The organism is Sphingobium sp. B7D2B, assembly GCF_025961895.1.
Lineage (GTDB): Bacteria > Pseudomonadota > Alphaproteobacteria > Sphingomonadales > Sphingomonadaceae > Sphingobium.
In genome coordinates, this window is record NZ_JAOQOM010000001.1 from 139,597 (window position 1) to 154,626 (window position 15,030).

General features: G+C 65.0%; 15 protein-coding genes. 11 read left to right on the plus strand and 4 right to left on the minus strand.

The annotated features are described in order from the left end of the window. Nucleotides 1-2: 2 nt before the first annotated feature. A complete protein-coding gene (gene queF, locus M2341_RS00625) occupies nucleotides 3-449 on the minus strand; it encodes a preQ(1) synthase (RefSeq protein ID WP_181561119.1) in 447 nt (148 codons plus the stop codon). A gap of 77 nt (nucleotides 450-526) precedes the next feature. Between queF and sseA the strand changes: the two genes are divergently transcribed. The 3 genes from sseA (at nucleotide 527) to M2341_RS00640 (ending at nucleotide 3,671) form a co-directional block, all read left to right on the plus strand. After that, a complete protein-coding gene (gene sseA / locus M2341_RS00630) occupies nucleotides 527-1,372 on the plus strand; it encodes a 3-mercaptopyruvate sulfurtransferase (RefSeq protein ID WP_264583846.1) in 846 nt (281 codons plus the stop codon). After that, entirely contained in the window at nucleotides 1,369-2,613 is a 1,245-nt protein-coding gene (gene metC, locus M2341_RS00635) for a cystathionine beta-lyase (RefSeq protein ID WP_264583847.1), read from the plus strand. Before sseA ends, metC begins: the two co-directional genes overlap by 4 nt. Before the next feature lie 320 nt (nucleotides 2,614-2,933). Further along, nucleotides 2,934-3,671, plus strand: coding sequence for a TorF family putative porin (locus M2341_RS00640; RefSeq protein WP_264583848.1), 738 nt, complete (start codon nucleotides 2,934-2,936; stop codon nucleotides 3,669-3,671). A gap of 128 nt (nucleotides 3,672-3,799) precedes the next feature. Here M2341_RS00640 and M2341_RS00645 read toward each other — a convergent pair whose 3' ends face one another. Next, nucleotides 3,800-4,345: a peptidylprolyl isomerase gene (locus M2341_RS00645; RefSeq protein ID WP_264585951.1), complete on the minus strand. Its 546-nt coding sequence runs from the start codon at nucleotides 4,343-4,345 to the stop codon at nucleotides 3,800-3,802. Nucleotides 4,346-4,659: 314 nt separating this feature from the next. Between M2341_RS00645 and M2341_RS00650 the strand changes: the two genes are divergently transcribed. The 4 genes from M2341_RS00650 (at nucleotide 4,660) to pgeF (ending at nucleotide 7,919) form a co-directional block, all read left to right on the plus strand. Beyond that, nucleotides 4,660-5,160 (plus strand): sterol desaturase family protein, encoded by a 501-nt coding sequence (locus tag M2341_RS00650; protein ID WP_264583849.1) that lies wholly within the window; start codon nucleotides 4,660-4,662, stop codon nucleotides 5,158-5,160. Nucleotides 5,161-5,285: 125 nt separating this feature from the next. Next, on the plus strand, nucleotides 5,286-6,149 hold the full coding sequence (gene lgt, locus M2341_RS00655; protein WP_264583850.1) for a prolipoprotein diacylglyceryl transferase: 864 nt from the start codon (nucleotides 5,286-5,288) through the stop codon (nucleotides 6,147-6,149). Continuing rightward, entirely contained in the window at nucleotides 6,139-7,158 is a 1,020-nt protein-coding gene (locus M2341_RS00660) for a class I SAM-dependent methyltransferase (RefSeq protein ID WP_264583851.1), read from the plus strand. The genes lgt and M2341_RS00660 overlap by 11 nt, the downstream gene beginning before the upstream one ends. Further along, complete coding sequence (gene pgeF / locus M2341_RS00665; RefSeq protein WP_264583852.1) at nucleotides 7,155-7,919, plus strand: peptidoglycan editing factor PgeF; 765 nt, start codon at nucleotides 7,155-7,157, stop codon at nucleotides 7,917-7,919. Before M2341_RS00660 ends, pgeF begins: the two co-directional genes overlap by 4 nt. A gap of 31 nt (nucleotides 7,920-7,950) precedes the next feature. On the opposite strand, the gene M2341_RS00670 is transcribed toward pgeF, so the two are convergent. Continuing rightward, the gene (locus M2341_RS00670) at nucleotides 7,951-8,595 is read right to left on the minus strand and encodes an HAD family hydrolase (protein WP_264585952.1); all 645 of its coding nucleotides are present in this window, start codon (nucleotides 8,593-8,595) and stop codon (nucleotides 7,951-7,953) included. Nucleotides 8,596-8,711: 116 nt separating this feature from the next. Between M2341_RS00670 and M2341_RS00675 the strand changes: the two genes are divergently transcribed. The 4 genes from M2341_RS00675 (at nucleotide 8,712) to M2341_RS00690 (ending at nucleotide 12,305) form a co-directional block, all read left to right on the plus strand. Next, the gene (locus tag M2341_RS00675) at nucleotides 8,712-9,821 is read left to right on the plus strand and encodes an ABC transporter permease (protein ID WP_264583853.1); all 1,110 of its coding nucleotides are present in this window, start codon (nucleotides 8,712-8,714) and stop codon (nucleotides 9,819-9,821) included. Beyond that, a complete protein-coding gene (locus tag M2341_RS00680) occupies nucleotides 9,818-10,618 on the plus strand; it encodes an ABC transporter ATP-binding protein (RefSeq protein WP_264571668.1) in 801 nt (266 codons plus the stop codon). The genes M2341_RS00675 and M2341_RS00680 overlap by 4 nt, the downstream gene beginning before the upstream one ends. Nucleotides 10,619-10,692: 74 nt before the next feature. After that, on the plus strand, nucleotides 10,693-11,655 hold the full coding sequence (locus tag M2341_RS00685) for an MlaD family protein (protein WP_181561110.1): 963 nt from the start codon (nucleotides 10,693-10,695) through the stop codon (nucleotides 11,653-11,655). After that, nucleotides 11,652-12,305: an ABC-type transport auxiliary lipoprotein family protein gene (locus tag M2341_RS00690; protein ID WP_264583854.1), complete on the plus strand. Its 654-nt coding sequence runs from the start codon at nucleotides 11,652-11,654 to the stop codon at nucleotides 12,303-12,305. Before M2341_RS00685 ends, M2341_RS00690 begins: the two co-directional genes overlap by 4 nt. Before the next feature lie 24 nt (nucleotides 12,306-12,329). On the opposite strand, the gene pepN is transcribed toward M2341_RS00690, so the two are convergent. Further along, the gene (pepN, locus tag M2341_RS00695) at nucleotides 12,330-14,930 is read right to left on the minus strand and encodes an aminopeptidase N (protein ID WP_264583855.1); all 2,601 of its coding nucleotides are present in this window, start codon (nucleotides 14,928-14,930) and stop codon (nucleotides 12,330-12,332) included. Nucleotides 14,931-15,030 lie beyond the last annotated feature (100 nt).

Below are 15,030 nucleotides of genomic sequence, written 5' to 3' on the forward strand. Positions count from 1 at the left end.
GCTTAGCCCCGGCCGCGATAGCCGGGGACATCCTGAACCGGGAGCCATACGCCATCCAGGGGCGGACCGGACTGCCAGAATACATCGATGGGAATGCCACCACGCGGATACCAATAGCCGCCGATGCGCAGCCAGAGCGGCTGCATTTCGGCCGTCAGCCGTTCACCGATGCCGACCGTACAATCCTCGTGGAAACCGGCATGATTGCGGAAACTGCCGAGAAAGAGCTTGAGCGACTTGGATTCCACAATCGTCTCGCCCGGCACATAATCGATGACCAGATGCGCGAAATCGGGCTGGCCGGTGACGGGGCAAAGCGATGTGAACTCCGGCGCGGTGAAGCGCACCAGATAGGGCCGGCCCTTGCGGGGATTGGGCACATAATCGAGAACGGCCTCCTCCGGGCTTGCCGGAAGGCCGCTTGTCTGACCGAGATGCTTGAGTGTCATGCCACGCGCCTTAATATGATTCGTGGCCGGCGCGAACCCCTTGCGCCAACCATCCCACCTCAAGGATACGCTTCGCCATGGATATGCTGGTTTCCACCGATTGGCTCGCAAAGGCGCTCGGCGCGCCGGACCTCAAGGTCCTCGATGCCACGGCGTTCTTGCCGGGCACCCCGCGCGATCCGAAGGCGGAATATCTGGCGCAGCATATTCCCGGCGCTGTGTTCCTCGATCTCTCGACGCTCAACGACGCGAGCGATCCACGCCCCGCGATGGTGCCGACCAACGCCCAGTTCGCCGAGCGGATGGCTGCCCTCGGCATCGGGCAGGACGACCGCATCGTCATTTACGACAATAGTCCGTTGAGCAGTGCGGGCCGGGCGTGGTGGCTGCTACGCATCTTTGGCGCACGTCAGGTTGCTATTTTGGATGGCGGGTTGGCGCGCTGGACGGCAGAAGGCCGCCCGACCGAAGTAGGCGAGGCAGCCAGGTCGAACAACGGTGCCTTCACCGCCGCCCGCGACGACAGCGCGATTGCCAGCAAGGCCGATGTGCTCGCCAATCTGAAGAGTTGCGCCGCGCAAGTCGTGGATGCCCGCAGCGCCGACCGGTTTCGGGGTGACGCCGCCGAGCCGCGCCCCGGCATGGCGGAAGGCCATATCCCCGGTTCGGCCAATCTGCCGTCGAACCTGTTGCTGGACGAACAGGGACGCTGGAAGCAGGGCGATGCGCTGCGCCAAGCCTTTGACGATGCGGGTGTCGACCTCGACAAGCCCCTGATCATGAGTTGTGGCAGCGGCGTCACCGCCTGCAATCTTCTGTTCGGCGCAGCACTGCTGGGCAAGGAGGATGTACGGATCTACGACGGGAGCTGGTCCGAATGGGGCGCGGATCCCGCGACGCCCAAGGCGGTCGGCCCGGCATGAGCGGCACCCGCGACGACGGAAAGGCCGGCAAACCTCTTGGCCCCGGCACGCGGCTGGTCCAGGCCGGTCGCCGCCCGGAATGGACCGGGATGCCCGGGCAGCCCGGCGGGATCGTCAACCCGCCTGTCTGGCGCGCTTCCACCATATTGTATGAGGATGTCGCGCATCTGCGCAGTGCCACGACCGCCGATCCGCACCGCCTCTATTATGGTCGGCGTGGCGCGCCCACGAGCTGGTCGTTGGCTGAGGCCATCACCCAGTTGGAGCCGGAAGCGGCCGGCACGATGCTCTACCCCTCGGGCGTCGCCGCCATTGCCGGCGCCTTGCTCGCGGTGCTGAAGCCCGGCGACGAGCTGCTGATGGTCGACAGCGTCTATGGCCCGACCCGTGCGATGTGCGATGGAATGCTGCGCGAGTTCGGCGTGCGGACGATCTATTATGATCCGCTGATCGGCGCCGATATCGCTGCGCTTTGTACCGAGCGAACTCGGGCCATCTTCCTCGAAAGCCCCGGCAGCCTGACCTTCGAGGTGCAGGATGTGCCCGCCATCGTCGCGGTGGCAAGGGCGCGCGGGATCAGCACGCTGATCGACAACACTTGGGCGACACCCTTGCTCCTGCCGGCCCTCGACCTGGGGGTCGATGTGTCGATCCTCGCCTGCACAAAGTATCTTTGCGGCCATAGTGACGTCATGATGGGGTCCGTCACCGCAAATGCTGCGCTATGGCCCGCCATCCACAAGCGCGGCCACATGCTCGGCCAGACCGTCAGCCCGGACGATGCCTGGCTGGTGCTGCGCGGCATGCGGACGCTGGCCGTGCGCCTCAAGCATCAGGGCGAAAGCGCGCTGGCGCTGGCGCGCTGGCTGGAGGCGCGGCCCGAAGTTGCGCGCGTGCTGCACCCGGCTTTGGCATCCTGCCCCGGCCATGCAGCGTGGCGCCGCGATTTCGCCGGGAGCGCCGGCCTGTTTGCTTTCGAATTCGCGAGCAACGACGACTCGGCCCGCTCGGCCTTTATCGACGCGCTGACGCTGTTCGGCATCGGCTATAGCTGGGGCGGGTTCGAGAGCCTTGCCCTGCCGGTCGATCCCGCCAGCCTGCGCACGGCGCGGCAGTGGGAGGCCAAGGGTTTGCTGGTGCGGATCAATGTTGGGCTGGAAGAGCCTGACGATCTCATCGCAGACCTCGAACAGGGGCTTCAGCGTTGGCAGCTTGCGATGGAGCACCACGCCGCTCCTTGAGTCGCCCGCCGCTTGCACTGCACCCTGGCTGACCGCCCATGGGGGCACTTCGCGCCTGAGCAAGTCTGGCAAAACCTCCAGATGCGCCTGCTTCCCCTACGGTTTCGGTCAATAGCCAGCGTGGCGCGGCTGCAACACTTCATGAGTTCGCAACACATATGTGCAGTTTCTGTCTTGTGCGTCGCACAAGACAGAGGCATCAGGATCGCGGCTTGCCGGCAAGTCCGCTCAACCGCAACAAAATGCGGATCCAAAATGAAGCGATCGCCCGGCGCTGCAGGCAGGGACGATCGCATTTTTATCTCGTTAAGGGGAATCCCATGCGTAAGTCCATTCTGGGCCTCTCGGCCCTCGCTATTTTTGCCACTGCCACCCCTGCCCTCGCGCAGGACGATGACAGCGGCCTGACCGTTTCCGGCTCCGCCACCCTCGTGTCCGACTACCGCTTCCGCGGCTTCTCGCAGACGAACCAGAATGCTGCCATCCAGGCCGGCATCACCGTGACGCACGACAGCGGTTTCTACTTCGGCACCTGGGGCTCAAACGTCGACTTCCCCAATGTGGACGGCGCGGGCAATAACGTGACGGCTGAAGTCGACTTCTTCGCCGGTTACTCGACCGAGCTGACGCCGGGCGTCACGGTCGATGCTGGCCTGCTCTATTATGTCTACCCCAAGGATACGGTCACTGACGTGGCTCTGGACTTCTTCGAGCCCTATGTGACGCTCAAGACCACGCTCGGCCCGGTCGGCCTGGCAGTTACCGCCAACTATGCCTGGAAGCAGGATGCGCTCGGCAAGAACGATGCCTTCTACATCAAAGCTGCTCCGTCGCTTGCCATCCCTGGCACGCCCTTCACGGTTGACGGCAGCATCGGCTACGCGACGAGCGACAGCGCCCTCGGCGGCGATGACGGCGAAGTGTTCGACTGGTCGGCTGGCGTGAGCGCCAGCTGGAAGCAGCTGACCTTCGGCGTGCGCTATGTCGACACCGACGAGCCCGGCCAGCTTCGCGGCCGCGACGCAGCGGTCGTGTTCTCGGTCGGCGCAGCGTTCTGATCGAATAAAGTGCAGCCGTCACCGGGGGGAGACGGCTGAACAAAGGGGTCGCGACATCCGTCGCGGCCCCTTTTTGTTATGGACGACGATGGAGCGGCCGCGCTCATACAACCCGACCTCGAACCAGATCAGTCGGCCTTGGCCCTCCGAGCCGTAATGATACGAATGGCGGGCTCGAGCATCTGGCCCTTCATCACGCCTTCACCCTTCGTCGCGCTGCGCGGCGCATTCCAGATGCTGCGGATGACATCCATGCCATCGATCACCCGGCCGAAAGCGGCAAAACCCGGCTGATCCTGCGTCGCGTCGAAGCCGCGCATGTCGCCCACGATGATGAAGAAATCGCCTGTCGCCGTCCCCGGCGCGCCTTGCGCCATGGAAATAACGCCTTCGATGTGGCTCAGCCCGGTTTTGCTGGTCGGCTCGTGCGGCACGGGCTTCAGGATGCGCTTTGGATCATTCTGCGTCCCGCCCTGGATGAATCCACCGGGCGTGCCATCCTCCCATTTGAAGGCACGATAGAAGAGCGTGCCATCGAGCCGCTTCCCATCGACATAGGCGAGGAAATTGGCCGCAGTCAACGGCGCCCGCTCCGTCTCGATCGCGAGGGTGATGGCGCCGGCGCTGGTCGTCAGGACGACGGGCACGGTCTCAAAGACCTGCGTCTCGACCACCTCCCGCGCCTTGGCAGCCTCCTCCTCAGCCTTGCGCTGGGCAGCGGCTGCCTCGGCAGCCCGCGCGGCGGCCTCGGCACGGTTGATCGCTTCCAGCTCGGCGTCGATTTTCGCCTGAATCTCGGCTTCGGATCGCTGGGCGTGGGCCGGGGCCAGCGCCGCTACAGACAGGAGGGTCAAGGCGACGGGCATCGTCAGCCGGCGAAGGCACGCGAGGGTCATCATGACGCCATGCTAACCCGCCCGCTCCCCGCAAGACAAGGCAGCCCTTTCGCTTCACAGCCCGTGACTGCGCGCCTATAGGCGGGAGCGCCATGTCGTTCCTCAGCCTTGCCGCCCTCTTCATCCTCACCGTCGCGCTGATGGAGGGCTTTGCCTATGTGATGCACCGCTGGGTGATGCACGGCCCAGGTTGGTTTCTGCATGCCAGCCACCATCGGCCGCGAAAGGGCAATTGGGAGCTCAACGATCTCTATTTCGTGATCTTCGCCCTGCCCTCGGTCCTGATGCTGCTCGGCGGCGTGCAATGGGGCTGGGGCAACTGGGCGACCGCTGTCGGCGCCGGAATCGCCGCTTATGGCGCCATCTACCTCGGCTTCCACGACATCATCGTTCACCAGCGGGTCAAGCATCGTTACGTGGCCCGCTCGCCTTACATGAAGCGCATCGTGCAGGCGCATCGCCTGCATCATGTGGTGGAAACGCGCGAGGGCAATGTGAGCTTCGGCTTCCTGATCGCGCCGGCGCCGGAAGACCTCAAGCGACAACTCGCTGGCATGGACGCGGGCCGCATCCGCGATGCCCGGGGCCGGTAGAAGGCTCTCGCCGCCAGGGCTGCTTTCCCTGCCGAGGATATGGCTTGCAGCGCGGCCTGTCATTCTCCGGCCTTGGTGTTGCTGACGTCTTGCACTATGCAGCGCAAAACTGACGGGGAAAACACTTGACGCTTGCTGTCCTGGCCGCTGCTCAGCCCATCTATTTCCAGAATCTCGGGCTCGATCCGGTCGCCCTCGATCTCGGCTTCTTCGCGATCAAATGGTATAGTCTGGCCTATCTCGCCGGCATTCTGATCGGCTACTGGTATCTAACTGTGCTGCTCCGCCAGCCCGGCGCACCCATGGCACGGCGCCATGCCGACGATTTCATCTTCAATGCCACGCTCGGCATCATCGTGGGCGGACGGCTCGGCTATATTCTCTTCTATCAGCCGTCGATCCTCCAGAACCCCATCGACATCTTCAAGCTATGGGAAGGGGGCATGTCGCTGCATGGCGGCACGATCGGCGTGATCGCCGCGATCTGGTGGATGGCCCGGCGCGAGAAGCTCTCCTTCCTGCGGGTGGCGGACTATATCGCCTGCGTCGTGCCATTCGGGCTGTTTTTCGGCCGGCTCGCCAACTTCGTGAATGGCGAATTGTGGGGCAAGGTCACCACCGTGCCATGGGGTATCGTTTTCCCCGGCGGAGGCGACATGCCCCGGCATCCCAGCCAGCTTTATGAAGCGCTGCTGGAAGGGCCGCTGATGTTCGCGATCCTCGCCTTCTTCTTCTGGAAGACCAAGGCCCGCTACGAGCCCGGCAAGCTGTTTGGCATCGCTGCGCTCTGCTACGGCGCTGCCCGCTTCTTCGTCGAGTTCTACCGCGAGGCGGATTCCCAGTTGATGGAGTTCGCGGAACGCACCGGCCTACATATGGGCCAGTGGCTGACCCTGCCGATGCTGGTGCTGGGCCTTTATCTGGTGGTGACCGCGAAGGGCCGCCGGACCCGCGTCGAGCCGATTGCCGGGCGAGACAGTGTCGCCTGACATCTGGCAGGGCCGCGACACTCTTTCGCTCCACGACTTTATGGCGGCAGCCAATGCCGCTTATTATGCCGGGCGCGATCCCTTGGGGGCGCGCGGGGACTTCATCACCGCGCCGGAGATCAGCCAGATGTTCGGCGAGCTGATCGGACTTTGGGTGGCCGATCTTGCCTTGCGCGCCGGTGTCGGCCCTTCGTTCGCCTATGTCGAGCTGGGACCGGGTCGCGGTACGCTCGCGGCCGACGCCCTGCGAGCAATGGGCCAAGCCAGGCTCTCGCCGCCGGTCCATCTCGTCGAGACCAGCCCCACACTGCGCGCACACCAGCAGGCTGCGGTGCCGGGGGCGATCTGGCATGACAGCGTGGCGACACTGCCCGACGATCGCCCGCTCATTATCATCGCCAACGAGTTTTTCGATGCCCTGCCGATCCGCCAGTTCCAGCGCACCGGCGCGGGCTGGCGCGAACGCTTCGTGCAGCGCGAGCCCGCCGCTTTCATCCTTGGCGGTGAGGATGGCGGCCAACACATTCCCCTTGCGCTCGGCGATGCGCCTTTGGGATCCATGGTCGAGCGCAATTTTGCCGCCGAAGCCATCGTCGCCGATCTCGCACAGCGGCTCTGCCGACAGGGCGGTGCGCTGCTGACCATCGATTATGGCTATGAGGGACCGGCATCGGGCGATACGCTGCAAGCGATGAGCCAGCACCGCTTTGCCGATCCGCTCGATGCGCCGGGCACCCGCGACCTGACCGCCCATGTCGACTTCGGCATGATCGCCGCTGTCGGCAGGGCGCACGGGCTGCGGCCACAGCCATGCATCGGGCAGGGCGCCCTGCTCACGGCGCTGGGCATCGATGCGCGCGCAGCCACGCTTACCCGCGCAAATCCTGCGCGTGCCGAGGATCTGCGCGCCGCGCGCGACCGGCTGGTTGAGCCCGCTCAGATGGGTACGCTGTTCAAGGCCCTCGCCCTGCGTCACCCGGACTGGCCGGCATCGGCGGGGTTCGCATGAGCATCGAAGTGCTGCGCGCCGGCGCGCTGGGCGATGTACCCCACGGCTTTCTTGGGCGCACCGGCGGCGTTTCAACCGGCATTCACGCCGGGCTGAATGTCGGCTTGGGTTCGGATGACGAACGCGATGCCGTCGTGACAAATCGCGATCTGGCCCGTGACGCCGTGCTGCCGCAATCGACGCTGGTAACGCTTCATCAGGTCCACTCCGCCCGCGTCGTCATTGCGGACAACGCCTTTCCGCTCGACGCCCGACCGGAAGCCGATGCGCTGGTGACAGCGCGCCCCGGGCTGCTGCTGGGGGTTCTCACTGCTGATTGCGTGCCGATCCTCTTCGCCGATCCCGCCCATGGCGTCGTGGGGGCAGCCCATGCGGGATGGAAAGGCGCGCTCCACGGCGTGGCGGAAGCGACCATCGACGCCATGATGTCCTTGGGCGCAACACGCGCCAGCATCGCCTGCGCCATTGGCCCATGCATCGGCAAGGCGAGCTATGAGGTAAGCGCCAGTTTCGAGCGCCCGTTCCTGGAACGCGATCCGGATGACGAGCGCTTTTTCGCCGAGGGCCGCCCTGGCCATCTGCAGTTCGACATCGCCGGCTATGTCGGAGCGCGACTGGCGCAGGCGGGCATCGGCACGGTCACCTTGCTGGATGAGGACACGTACAGCCAGCCCGCGCGCTTCTTCTCCTACCGTCGCGCCTGCCATGCCGGAGAGCCGGGCTATGGGCGGCAGATTTCGTTGATCGGACTGCCGGCTTAAACAACGCTGCCTTGTGTCGCGCCGCGCAACTTCACCAGTGAAGTACCGGCCAGCCCTCTTCCGCCGCCAGTGACGCCAAGGCGCTATGGGGGTTCGCCGCATAGCCCTCGTCCGCAAAGCCCAACAGCGGTGCATCGGTGACGTGATCGCTATAGGCGCGGACGTGCGCATCGGCCCGGGCAATCCCTTCGCGGGACATCCACGCCTCGATCATCCGCAACTTTGCGACGTCATAGCAGTTCTCTCCTGCAATGCGTGCCCGGATGTAGTCGACACCCTGGCTGAAATGATCGGTAGCAATCACATCATCGAAGCCCAGCCTCTTCGCAATCGGCTCGACATAAAGCCGGAAGGATGCCGAAGCGATCACCAGCCGGCAGCCGGAGGCGCGATCCTGCGCGATCTGGGCCAGCGCGCCGGCGCGGATGTTGCGCGCAATCACCTTGTCCGCATAGGCCTCCACGGCCGGGCGGATCCTCTCGCGATTGACCCGTCGCCCGATCAGCAGCGCCTGATTGAGTTCCTTCGCCCGGCCACGATCGACCAGCCGCAGCACGTAGCCGAGCATGACGATGCCCGCAAAAGGCAGGAAAATCAGCCGCCACGGCGCCAGCGAGAGAGCCATATGCGTGAGAAACGCCGCATAGGTGCCGCGCACGGTGATCGTGCGGTCCATGTCGTAGATCGCGATCCTCTGCACCGCTCAATGTCTCCCTGTACTCTCGGGCTGCGGCCCGCCAGATGGTCCAATTCGGCTTGCCGTGCAACGCAAACTGGCCCACTGTGGCTCAGATGACGCAATCTGCCGACCTCATCGAGAGCAACGATGCAACAGGCCGGACGGTTGCCTTCACCGGCAGCCTTGCGCTCGCCCAGCTCGGCGATCTGCCCAATCGCACGGATGCGATAGAGGGCGATGTCGCACGGATCGACCTCACGCAGGTCACCCAGATCGACACGATCGGCGCGTGGATCGTCCACAGCCTCGCCAAACGCACGCAGGCGGAGATCACCGGCGCCAGCGACGACGCGATGCGGCTGATCGACGTCGTCTCGCGCAACGATCAACCGCTGGAAACGCGCAATGTGCCGCCCCATCCGATCGTGCGCATTCTGGAGGAAGTGGGTGTTGCAACCCGGATGACCTTCAACACGATGATCGGCCTGCTCGGCTTTCTGGGCGCCGTCGTCATCACATCGTTCATGCTTCTGCGGCATCCCTCCCGCATCCGTCTCATCGCGGTCGTCCAGCGTATCGAGGTCGTCGGTATTTCGGCGCTCTTCATCATCGGGCTGATGAGCTTCCTCGTCGGCATCGTGATCGCGCAGCAAGGGTCGGTGCAGCTCGAGCAGTTCGGCATGGAAGTGCTGACCGTCAATCTCGTTGGGCGCCTGACGTTCCGCGAACTGGGCGTGCTGATGACGGCCATCATGGTCGCCGGCCGCTCGGGATCGGCCTTTGCCGCGCAGATCGGCACGATGCAGCTCAATGAAGAAGTGGACGCGATGCGCACCATCGGCGTCTCGCCCATGGAAGCGCTTGTCATGCCGCGCATCATGGCCGCGGTCATCATGATGCCGCTGCTCGGCTTCTATGCCTCGGTCATGGCGGTGATCGGCGGTGCCTTCCTGTGCGCGGTCTCGCTCGACATTCCGCCCGTCACCTTCTTCCAGCGGCTGCGTGAAGTCGTGCCGCTGACCGACCTTTATATAGGGCTCATCAAGGCGCCGGTCTTTGGCCTCATCATCGCGATTGCCGGCTGCTTCCAGGGCCTGCAGGTGCGCGGCAATGCTGAGGAAGTCGGCCTGCGCACCACCGCCGCTGTGGTGCAGGCGATCTTCATCGTCATCGTGCTCGATGCCATCTTCGCGGTGTTCTTCACCTGGCTGGGGTGGAAATGAGCGCTAGCGACGATCCCGTCATCTCCATCCGCGGACTGGTCAATCGCTTCGGCGACCAGACCGTGCATGACGGGCTGGACCTTGACGTGCGGCGCGGGGAGATTCTCGGCGTGGTGGGTGGATCGGGCACCGGCAAGTCGGTGCTGATGCGCTCGATCATCGGCCTGCAAAGCCCTTATGCCGGCTCCATCGAGGTGTTCGGCGAGCAGATGCTGGACCGCGACCCGGCCGACCCGGAATTGCTGGCAATCCGCAAGCGCTGGGGCATCCTCTTTCAGAATGGCGCGCTGTTCTCCACGCTGACCGTCTCCGAGAATGTGCAGGTGCCGCTGCGCGAATATTATCCCGATCTGCCGGTTCAGCTGCGCGAGGAAATCGCCGCCTACAAGATTCTGATGACCGGCCTTCCGGATAATGCGGGGCCGAAATTCCCCTCCGAGCTCTCCGGCGGGATGCGCAAGCGCGCCGGCCTCGCCCGCGCACTGGCCCTCGATCCCGCCCTGCTATTCCTCGATGAGCCGACTGCAGGGCTCGACCCCATCGGTGCTGCGGCATTCGACGAGCAGACGCGGGCCCTGCAGGAGACGCTCGGCCTCACCGTGTTCCTGATTACCCACGATCTCGACACGCTCCACGCCATTTGCGACCGCGTTGCCGTGCTCGCCGATCAGAAGGTCATCGCGGTCGGGACGATCGACGAGTTGCTGGCGCTCGATCATCCCTGGATCCAGGAATATTTCAACGGGCCGCGCGGGCGCGTTGCCCATGGCCAGAGCGCCAAGATGAGAGGCGCGTGATGCACAATCGGCCGCAGACATGGACAGGGTGGAACCACGGCGCCATAAAGCCGTTGGGGGAAAGCAGGAAATAGATGGAAACACGATCCAACAATGTGTTCGTGGGCGCGGTCGTCCTGCTCCTGATGGCCTTGACGGTCGGGGCAGCCTTCTGGTTCTCACGCATCGGCGAATCCGATCGCAAGGAATATGACATTTTCTTCAAGCAGTCGGTGAGCGGCATCGCCCGCGGCTCGGCGGTGACTTATGCTGGCGTGCCCTCGGGGCAGGTCCAGTCGATCGAGCTTTGGGAGCGCGACCCCCAGTTCGTGCGCGTGCGCATCGTCGTCAGCAGGACGACGCCCGTCCTGCAAGGCACGACCGCGACGATCAATGGCGTAGGCTTTACCGGCGTCTCGGAAATTCAGCTTGAGGGCGCGGTGCGCGGCGCACCGCCGATCGTCTGCCCGGAGCGCAATGCGCAGTCGGTCTGCCCCGAAGGCGTCCCCGTCATCCCGACCAAACCCGGTGCGCTTGGCGAACTGCTCAACAGCGCCCCGATGCTGCTGGAGCGGCTTACCACGCTCACCGAGCGATTGACCGAGCTGCTGGATGATCGCAACCAGAAGCATATTGCCGGCATCCTGCAGAATCTCGACAAGCTGACAGGCGACATCGCCGCGCGTGGACCGGAACTGGCTGATACCATCACACAAGCCAAGCTGACGCTGGAAAATGCCTCCAAGGCGGCCGAATCGCTCGCCCAAGCCGCGAACAACACCAATGCGCTGGTCAATGAAGAGGGTCGCCCCCTCATCCGCGATCTGCGCACGACGATCCGCAATGCCGGCGCGACGCTGGAAACGCTGGATGCGACCCTGAAGGAAGCACAGCCTGGCATGCGGACCTTCACCCGCGACACCATGCCGCAAATCGGCTTGCTGGTCCGCGATCTGCGTCAGGTCTCCCGTTCGCTTCAGGCTGTGACGGATACCGTTGAACAACAGGGTGCAGGCGCCTTGATCGGCTCGCCCAAATTGCCGGATTACAAGCCATGACGAACAGCAGAGCGAACGTGCAGACAGCCCCGGCGACCAGCGGAGTAGCGATGCGCAAGGCAGCGCGGGCGGCCCTGATCACGGGTCTGCTGATCTCGGCGGCCGGGTGCGTGAAGTTCGGTGCCGAGCCGCCCGACCGGCTGCTCGCCATTGCCAGCACGGCGACGGTGCCGGCCGGGGTATCGGCGTCCAGTGCCAGCGACTCCGCGCTGTTCATCGACGTGCCGAACGTGCCGAAGGCCCTCGCGACCCCGCGCGTGGCGGTGCGCGAGAACAGCACCAGCTTTGCCTATGTGAAGGATGCGATCTGGGTCGATACGCCGGCCCGGCAATTCCAGTCGCTGCTGTCTGAGACGATCCGGTCCCGCAGCAATATCCTGGTGCTCGACCCCGGCCAGTATCTCGCCCGCACGGGCTACATCCTCAATGGGGATCTGGTTGAATTCGGCATCGATGCGACGCGCCGGGAAGCGGTCGTCACGTTCGACGCGACCATGCTCTCGCCCGACGGCCTGACAGTGACGCGCCAGCGCTTCACCGCCTCCGCGCCGGTCAGCCGCATCGACGCAGATGGCGTCGCCCCGGCGATCAGCGCCGCCGCCAACGATGTCGCCAATGCCGTGGCGACCTGGGTCTCCAGCCGGACCTGACGCCCGACCGCAGACCCACCCCGCTCAGGCGAGGCTCTTCGTCGCCTGCTCCATCACGTCCCGCGAGAGGCCGGGTTCGGCGATGATCCGCTCCAGCGCAGCACGCATCGCGGCACCCCGCTGCGCGTCGAACCGGCGCCAGCGACCAAGTGGCGGCACGAGCCGCGCGGCGGTCTGCGGATTGAGCTTGTCCAGCGCGATAATAGCGCCTGCCACCATGTCATAGCCCTTGCCGTCCGCCCGGTGGAACGCCCATTGGTTGGCGGCAAACGCACCGTAAAGCGCGCGGGCGCGGTTCGGATTGGCCAGGGTAAAGTCGGGGTGGCTGCTCAGCGCCGCGACATTATCGACCGTCTCCGGATGGAACGCCAAAGCTTGGGTCTGGAACCATTTGTCGATGACCAGCGCATTGCCCGCATAGCGCGCGTGGAACGCCGCCAGTGCTGCGTCCCGCTCCGCCGCCGTGCCATTGGCGAGAACAGCCAGCGCGGCCTGGCGCTCGGTCATATTATCCGCCTGCTCGAACTGGGCGAAGGCAAGCGCCGGGCCGTCCGACGCGCCTGACGCGACCAGATAGCTCAACGCAACCCCGCGCAGCTTGCGGGCCGCGCGCGCGTCCGCCGAGAGTGAGAAGCCGTTACGCGCGCAATCGGCATGGAGCCTGCGCCAGTCCTGCTCCAGTTGCGCGCCGATCTCGTGCTGCAGCGCCTCACGCGCCGCATGGATGGCATCCGGATCAACGACCTGCATCTGATCGCCGAGATAGGCCTCGCTTGGCAGCTTCACCGCTTCGGCGATCAGCGCCCGGTCCAGCGTGTCGTCGCTGATCGTCCGGCGGATCGAGTCGATGATCACGCCGCTCTCCAGCGGTCCGCCCGCAATGTGGCTGAGCAGGCCATTGATCATGAGCTGCTGCAGCGCCTCATAGCGGCTGAACGCATCGTCATCGCGTGCGGCGAGGAAAGCCAGATCCTGGGCGCTCTGCTCGGCTTCCACCACGATTGGCGCGGAGAAGCTGCGATTGAGCGACAGCACCGGCGGCTGCGCGAAGCCGGTGCGCGTGATGACCGTCTCCGCCTGCGTCAGCACCTCCAACTCCTCGCCGGCATGGGCGCCCCTTTCCCGGTCGAACAGAGCGAACAGGAACGGGATGGCCATGGGCTGCTTCTCGCACTGCCCCGGCGTCGGCGGCACGGTCTGCCGCAAGGTGAGCGTCACCGTGCCGCTCGTCGCATCATGCGCGGTCTCGACCGTCACGCGCGGCGTGCCGGCCTGGCTGTACCAGAGCCGGAACTGCGCGAGATCGATGCCGCCGCCATCTTCCATCGCCCGCACGAAATCCTCGCAGGTCGCCGCCTGCCCGTCATGCCGGTCGAAATAGAGGTCAGTGCCCTTGCGGAACCGCTCCGGCCCCAGCAACCGGGCCATCATGCGGATCAGCTCGGCGCCCTTGTTATAGACGGTTGCCGTATAGAAGTTGCTGATCTCCATATAGGATTCTGGCCGCACCGGATGGGCGAGCGGACCGCCATCCTCCTGAAACTGAGCCGCGCGCAGCACCCGCACATCCTCGATCCGCTTGACCGCCGCCGAGCCCATGTCAGCGGAGAACTCCTGATCGCGATAGACGGTGAAGCCCTCCTTGAGGGAGAGCTGGAACCAGTCCCGGCAGGTCACCCGGTCGCCGGACCAGTTGTGGAAATATTCGTGCGCCACCACAGCCTCGATGGCATCATAATCCGGGTCGGTCGCCGTTTCCGGGTCCGCCAGAATGTAGCGCGTGTTGAAGATGTTGAGGCCCTTATTCTCCATCGCGCCGAAGTTGAAGTCCGCCACCGCCACGATGTTGAACACGTCGAGATCATATTCGCGGCCATAGACGCGCTCGTCCCACGCCATCGAATCCTTAAGCGCCTTCATGGCATGGTCGGTGCGCGGCAGATCGCTTTCCGCCACCCAGATGCCGAGCTTCACCGGCCGGCCGCTCATGGTCGTGAAACTGTCCGCATTGCAGGCGAGATTGCCCGCGACCAGCGCGAACAGATAGCTCGGCTTGGGGAACGGATCGGTCCAGCGCGCCCAATGCCGCCCGCCCTCCAGATCGCCCGCCTCGACAGGATCGCCATTGGCGAGCAGCACGGGATAGGTCGCCTTGTCGGCGCGTAGGGTCACATCATAACGCGAGAGCACATCCGGCCGGTCCGGGAAGAAGGTGATACGACGGAAGCCCTCCGGCTCGCACTGGGTGCAGAGCAGGCCGCCAGAGGCGTAGAGCCCCATTAGCTGTGTATTCGCTGCAGGATTGATCTCGACCTCTGTCTCGACGACGTGGCTCTCGCCGGTCAGCGGGATCAGCAGGTCGCCGTCCTCGAGCTTCCAATCGGAGGGGGCGAGCGTGCGGCCGTCGACGGTGACCCGCAGCGGCGTCAGTCCGTCGCCATCCAGTCGCAGCGGCTGCGCATGGTTGCCGACGCGGGTGACCTCAAGCCGGGCCTTAACGCGGGTGGCGCGGGAATCGAGATCGAAGTCGAGGCTGATCTGCGGCACCTGCCAGAGCGGCGGGCGATAATCCTCGCGGCGGATGACAGGCGGGGTAGCGGCGGCTTGGGTGATCTGAATATCCATGCCCCAGTCCTATGCCCGCATCAGGCGGGGCACAAGCGGGGGAAGCCGCCAATGGCCAGAACTCCACCACCACGTTCCCGTTCGTGTCGAGCGAAGTCGA

Excerpts from the sequence above, each read along its gene's own strand:
- M2341_RS00670 (WP_264585952.1), bottom strand. The coding sequence starts at position 8,595 with ATGGACCGCACGATCACCGTGCGCGGCACCTATGCGGCGTTTCTCACG.
- pgeF (WP_264583852.1), top strand. The coding sequence starts at position 7,155 with ATGAGCATCGAAGTGCTGCGCGCCGGCGCGCTGGGCGATGTACCCCAC.
- M2341_RS00640 (WP_264583848.1), top strand. The coding sequence starts at position 2,934 with ATGCGTAAGTCCATTCTGGGCCTCTCGGCCCTCGCTATTTTTGCCACT.
- M2341_RS00690 (WP_264583854.1), top strand. The coding sequence starts at position 11,652 with ATGACGAACAGCAGAGCGAACGTGCAGACAGCCCCGGCGACCAGCGGA.
- M2341_RS00685 (WP_181561110.1), top strand. The coding sequence starts at position 10,693 with ATGGAAACACGATCCAACAATGTGTTCGTGGGCGCGGTCGTCCTGCTC.
- sseA (WP_264583846.1), top strand. The coding sequence starts at position 527 with ATGGATATGCTGGTTTCCACCGATTGGCTCGCAAAGGCGCTCGGCGCG.
- pepN (WP_264583855.1), bottom strand. The coding sequence starts at position 14,930 with ATGGATATTCAGATCACCCAAGCCGCCGCTACCCCGCCTGTCATCCGC.
- queF (WP_181561119.1), bottom strand. The coding sequence starts at position 449 with ATGACACTCAAGCATCTCGGTCAGACAAGCGGCCTTCCGGCAAGCCCG.
- M2341_RS00675 (WP_264583853.1), top strand. The coding sequence starts at position 8,712 with ATGACGCAATCTGCCGACCTCATCGAGAGCAACGATGCAACAGGCCGG.
- metC (WP_264583847.1), top strand. The coding sequence starts at position 1,369 with ATGAGCGGCACCCGCGACGACGGAAAGGCCGGCAAACCTCTTGGCCCC.
- M2341_RS00650 (WP_264583849.1), top strand. The coding sequence starts at position 4,660 with ATGTCGTTCCTCAGCCTTGCCGCCCTCTTCATCCTCACCGTCGCGCTG.
- M2341_RS00680 (WP_264571668.1), top strand. The coding sequence starts at position 9,818 with ATGAGCGCTAGCGACGATCCCGTCATCTCCATCCGCGGACTGGTCAAT.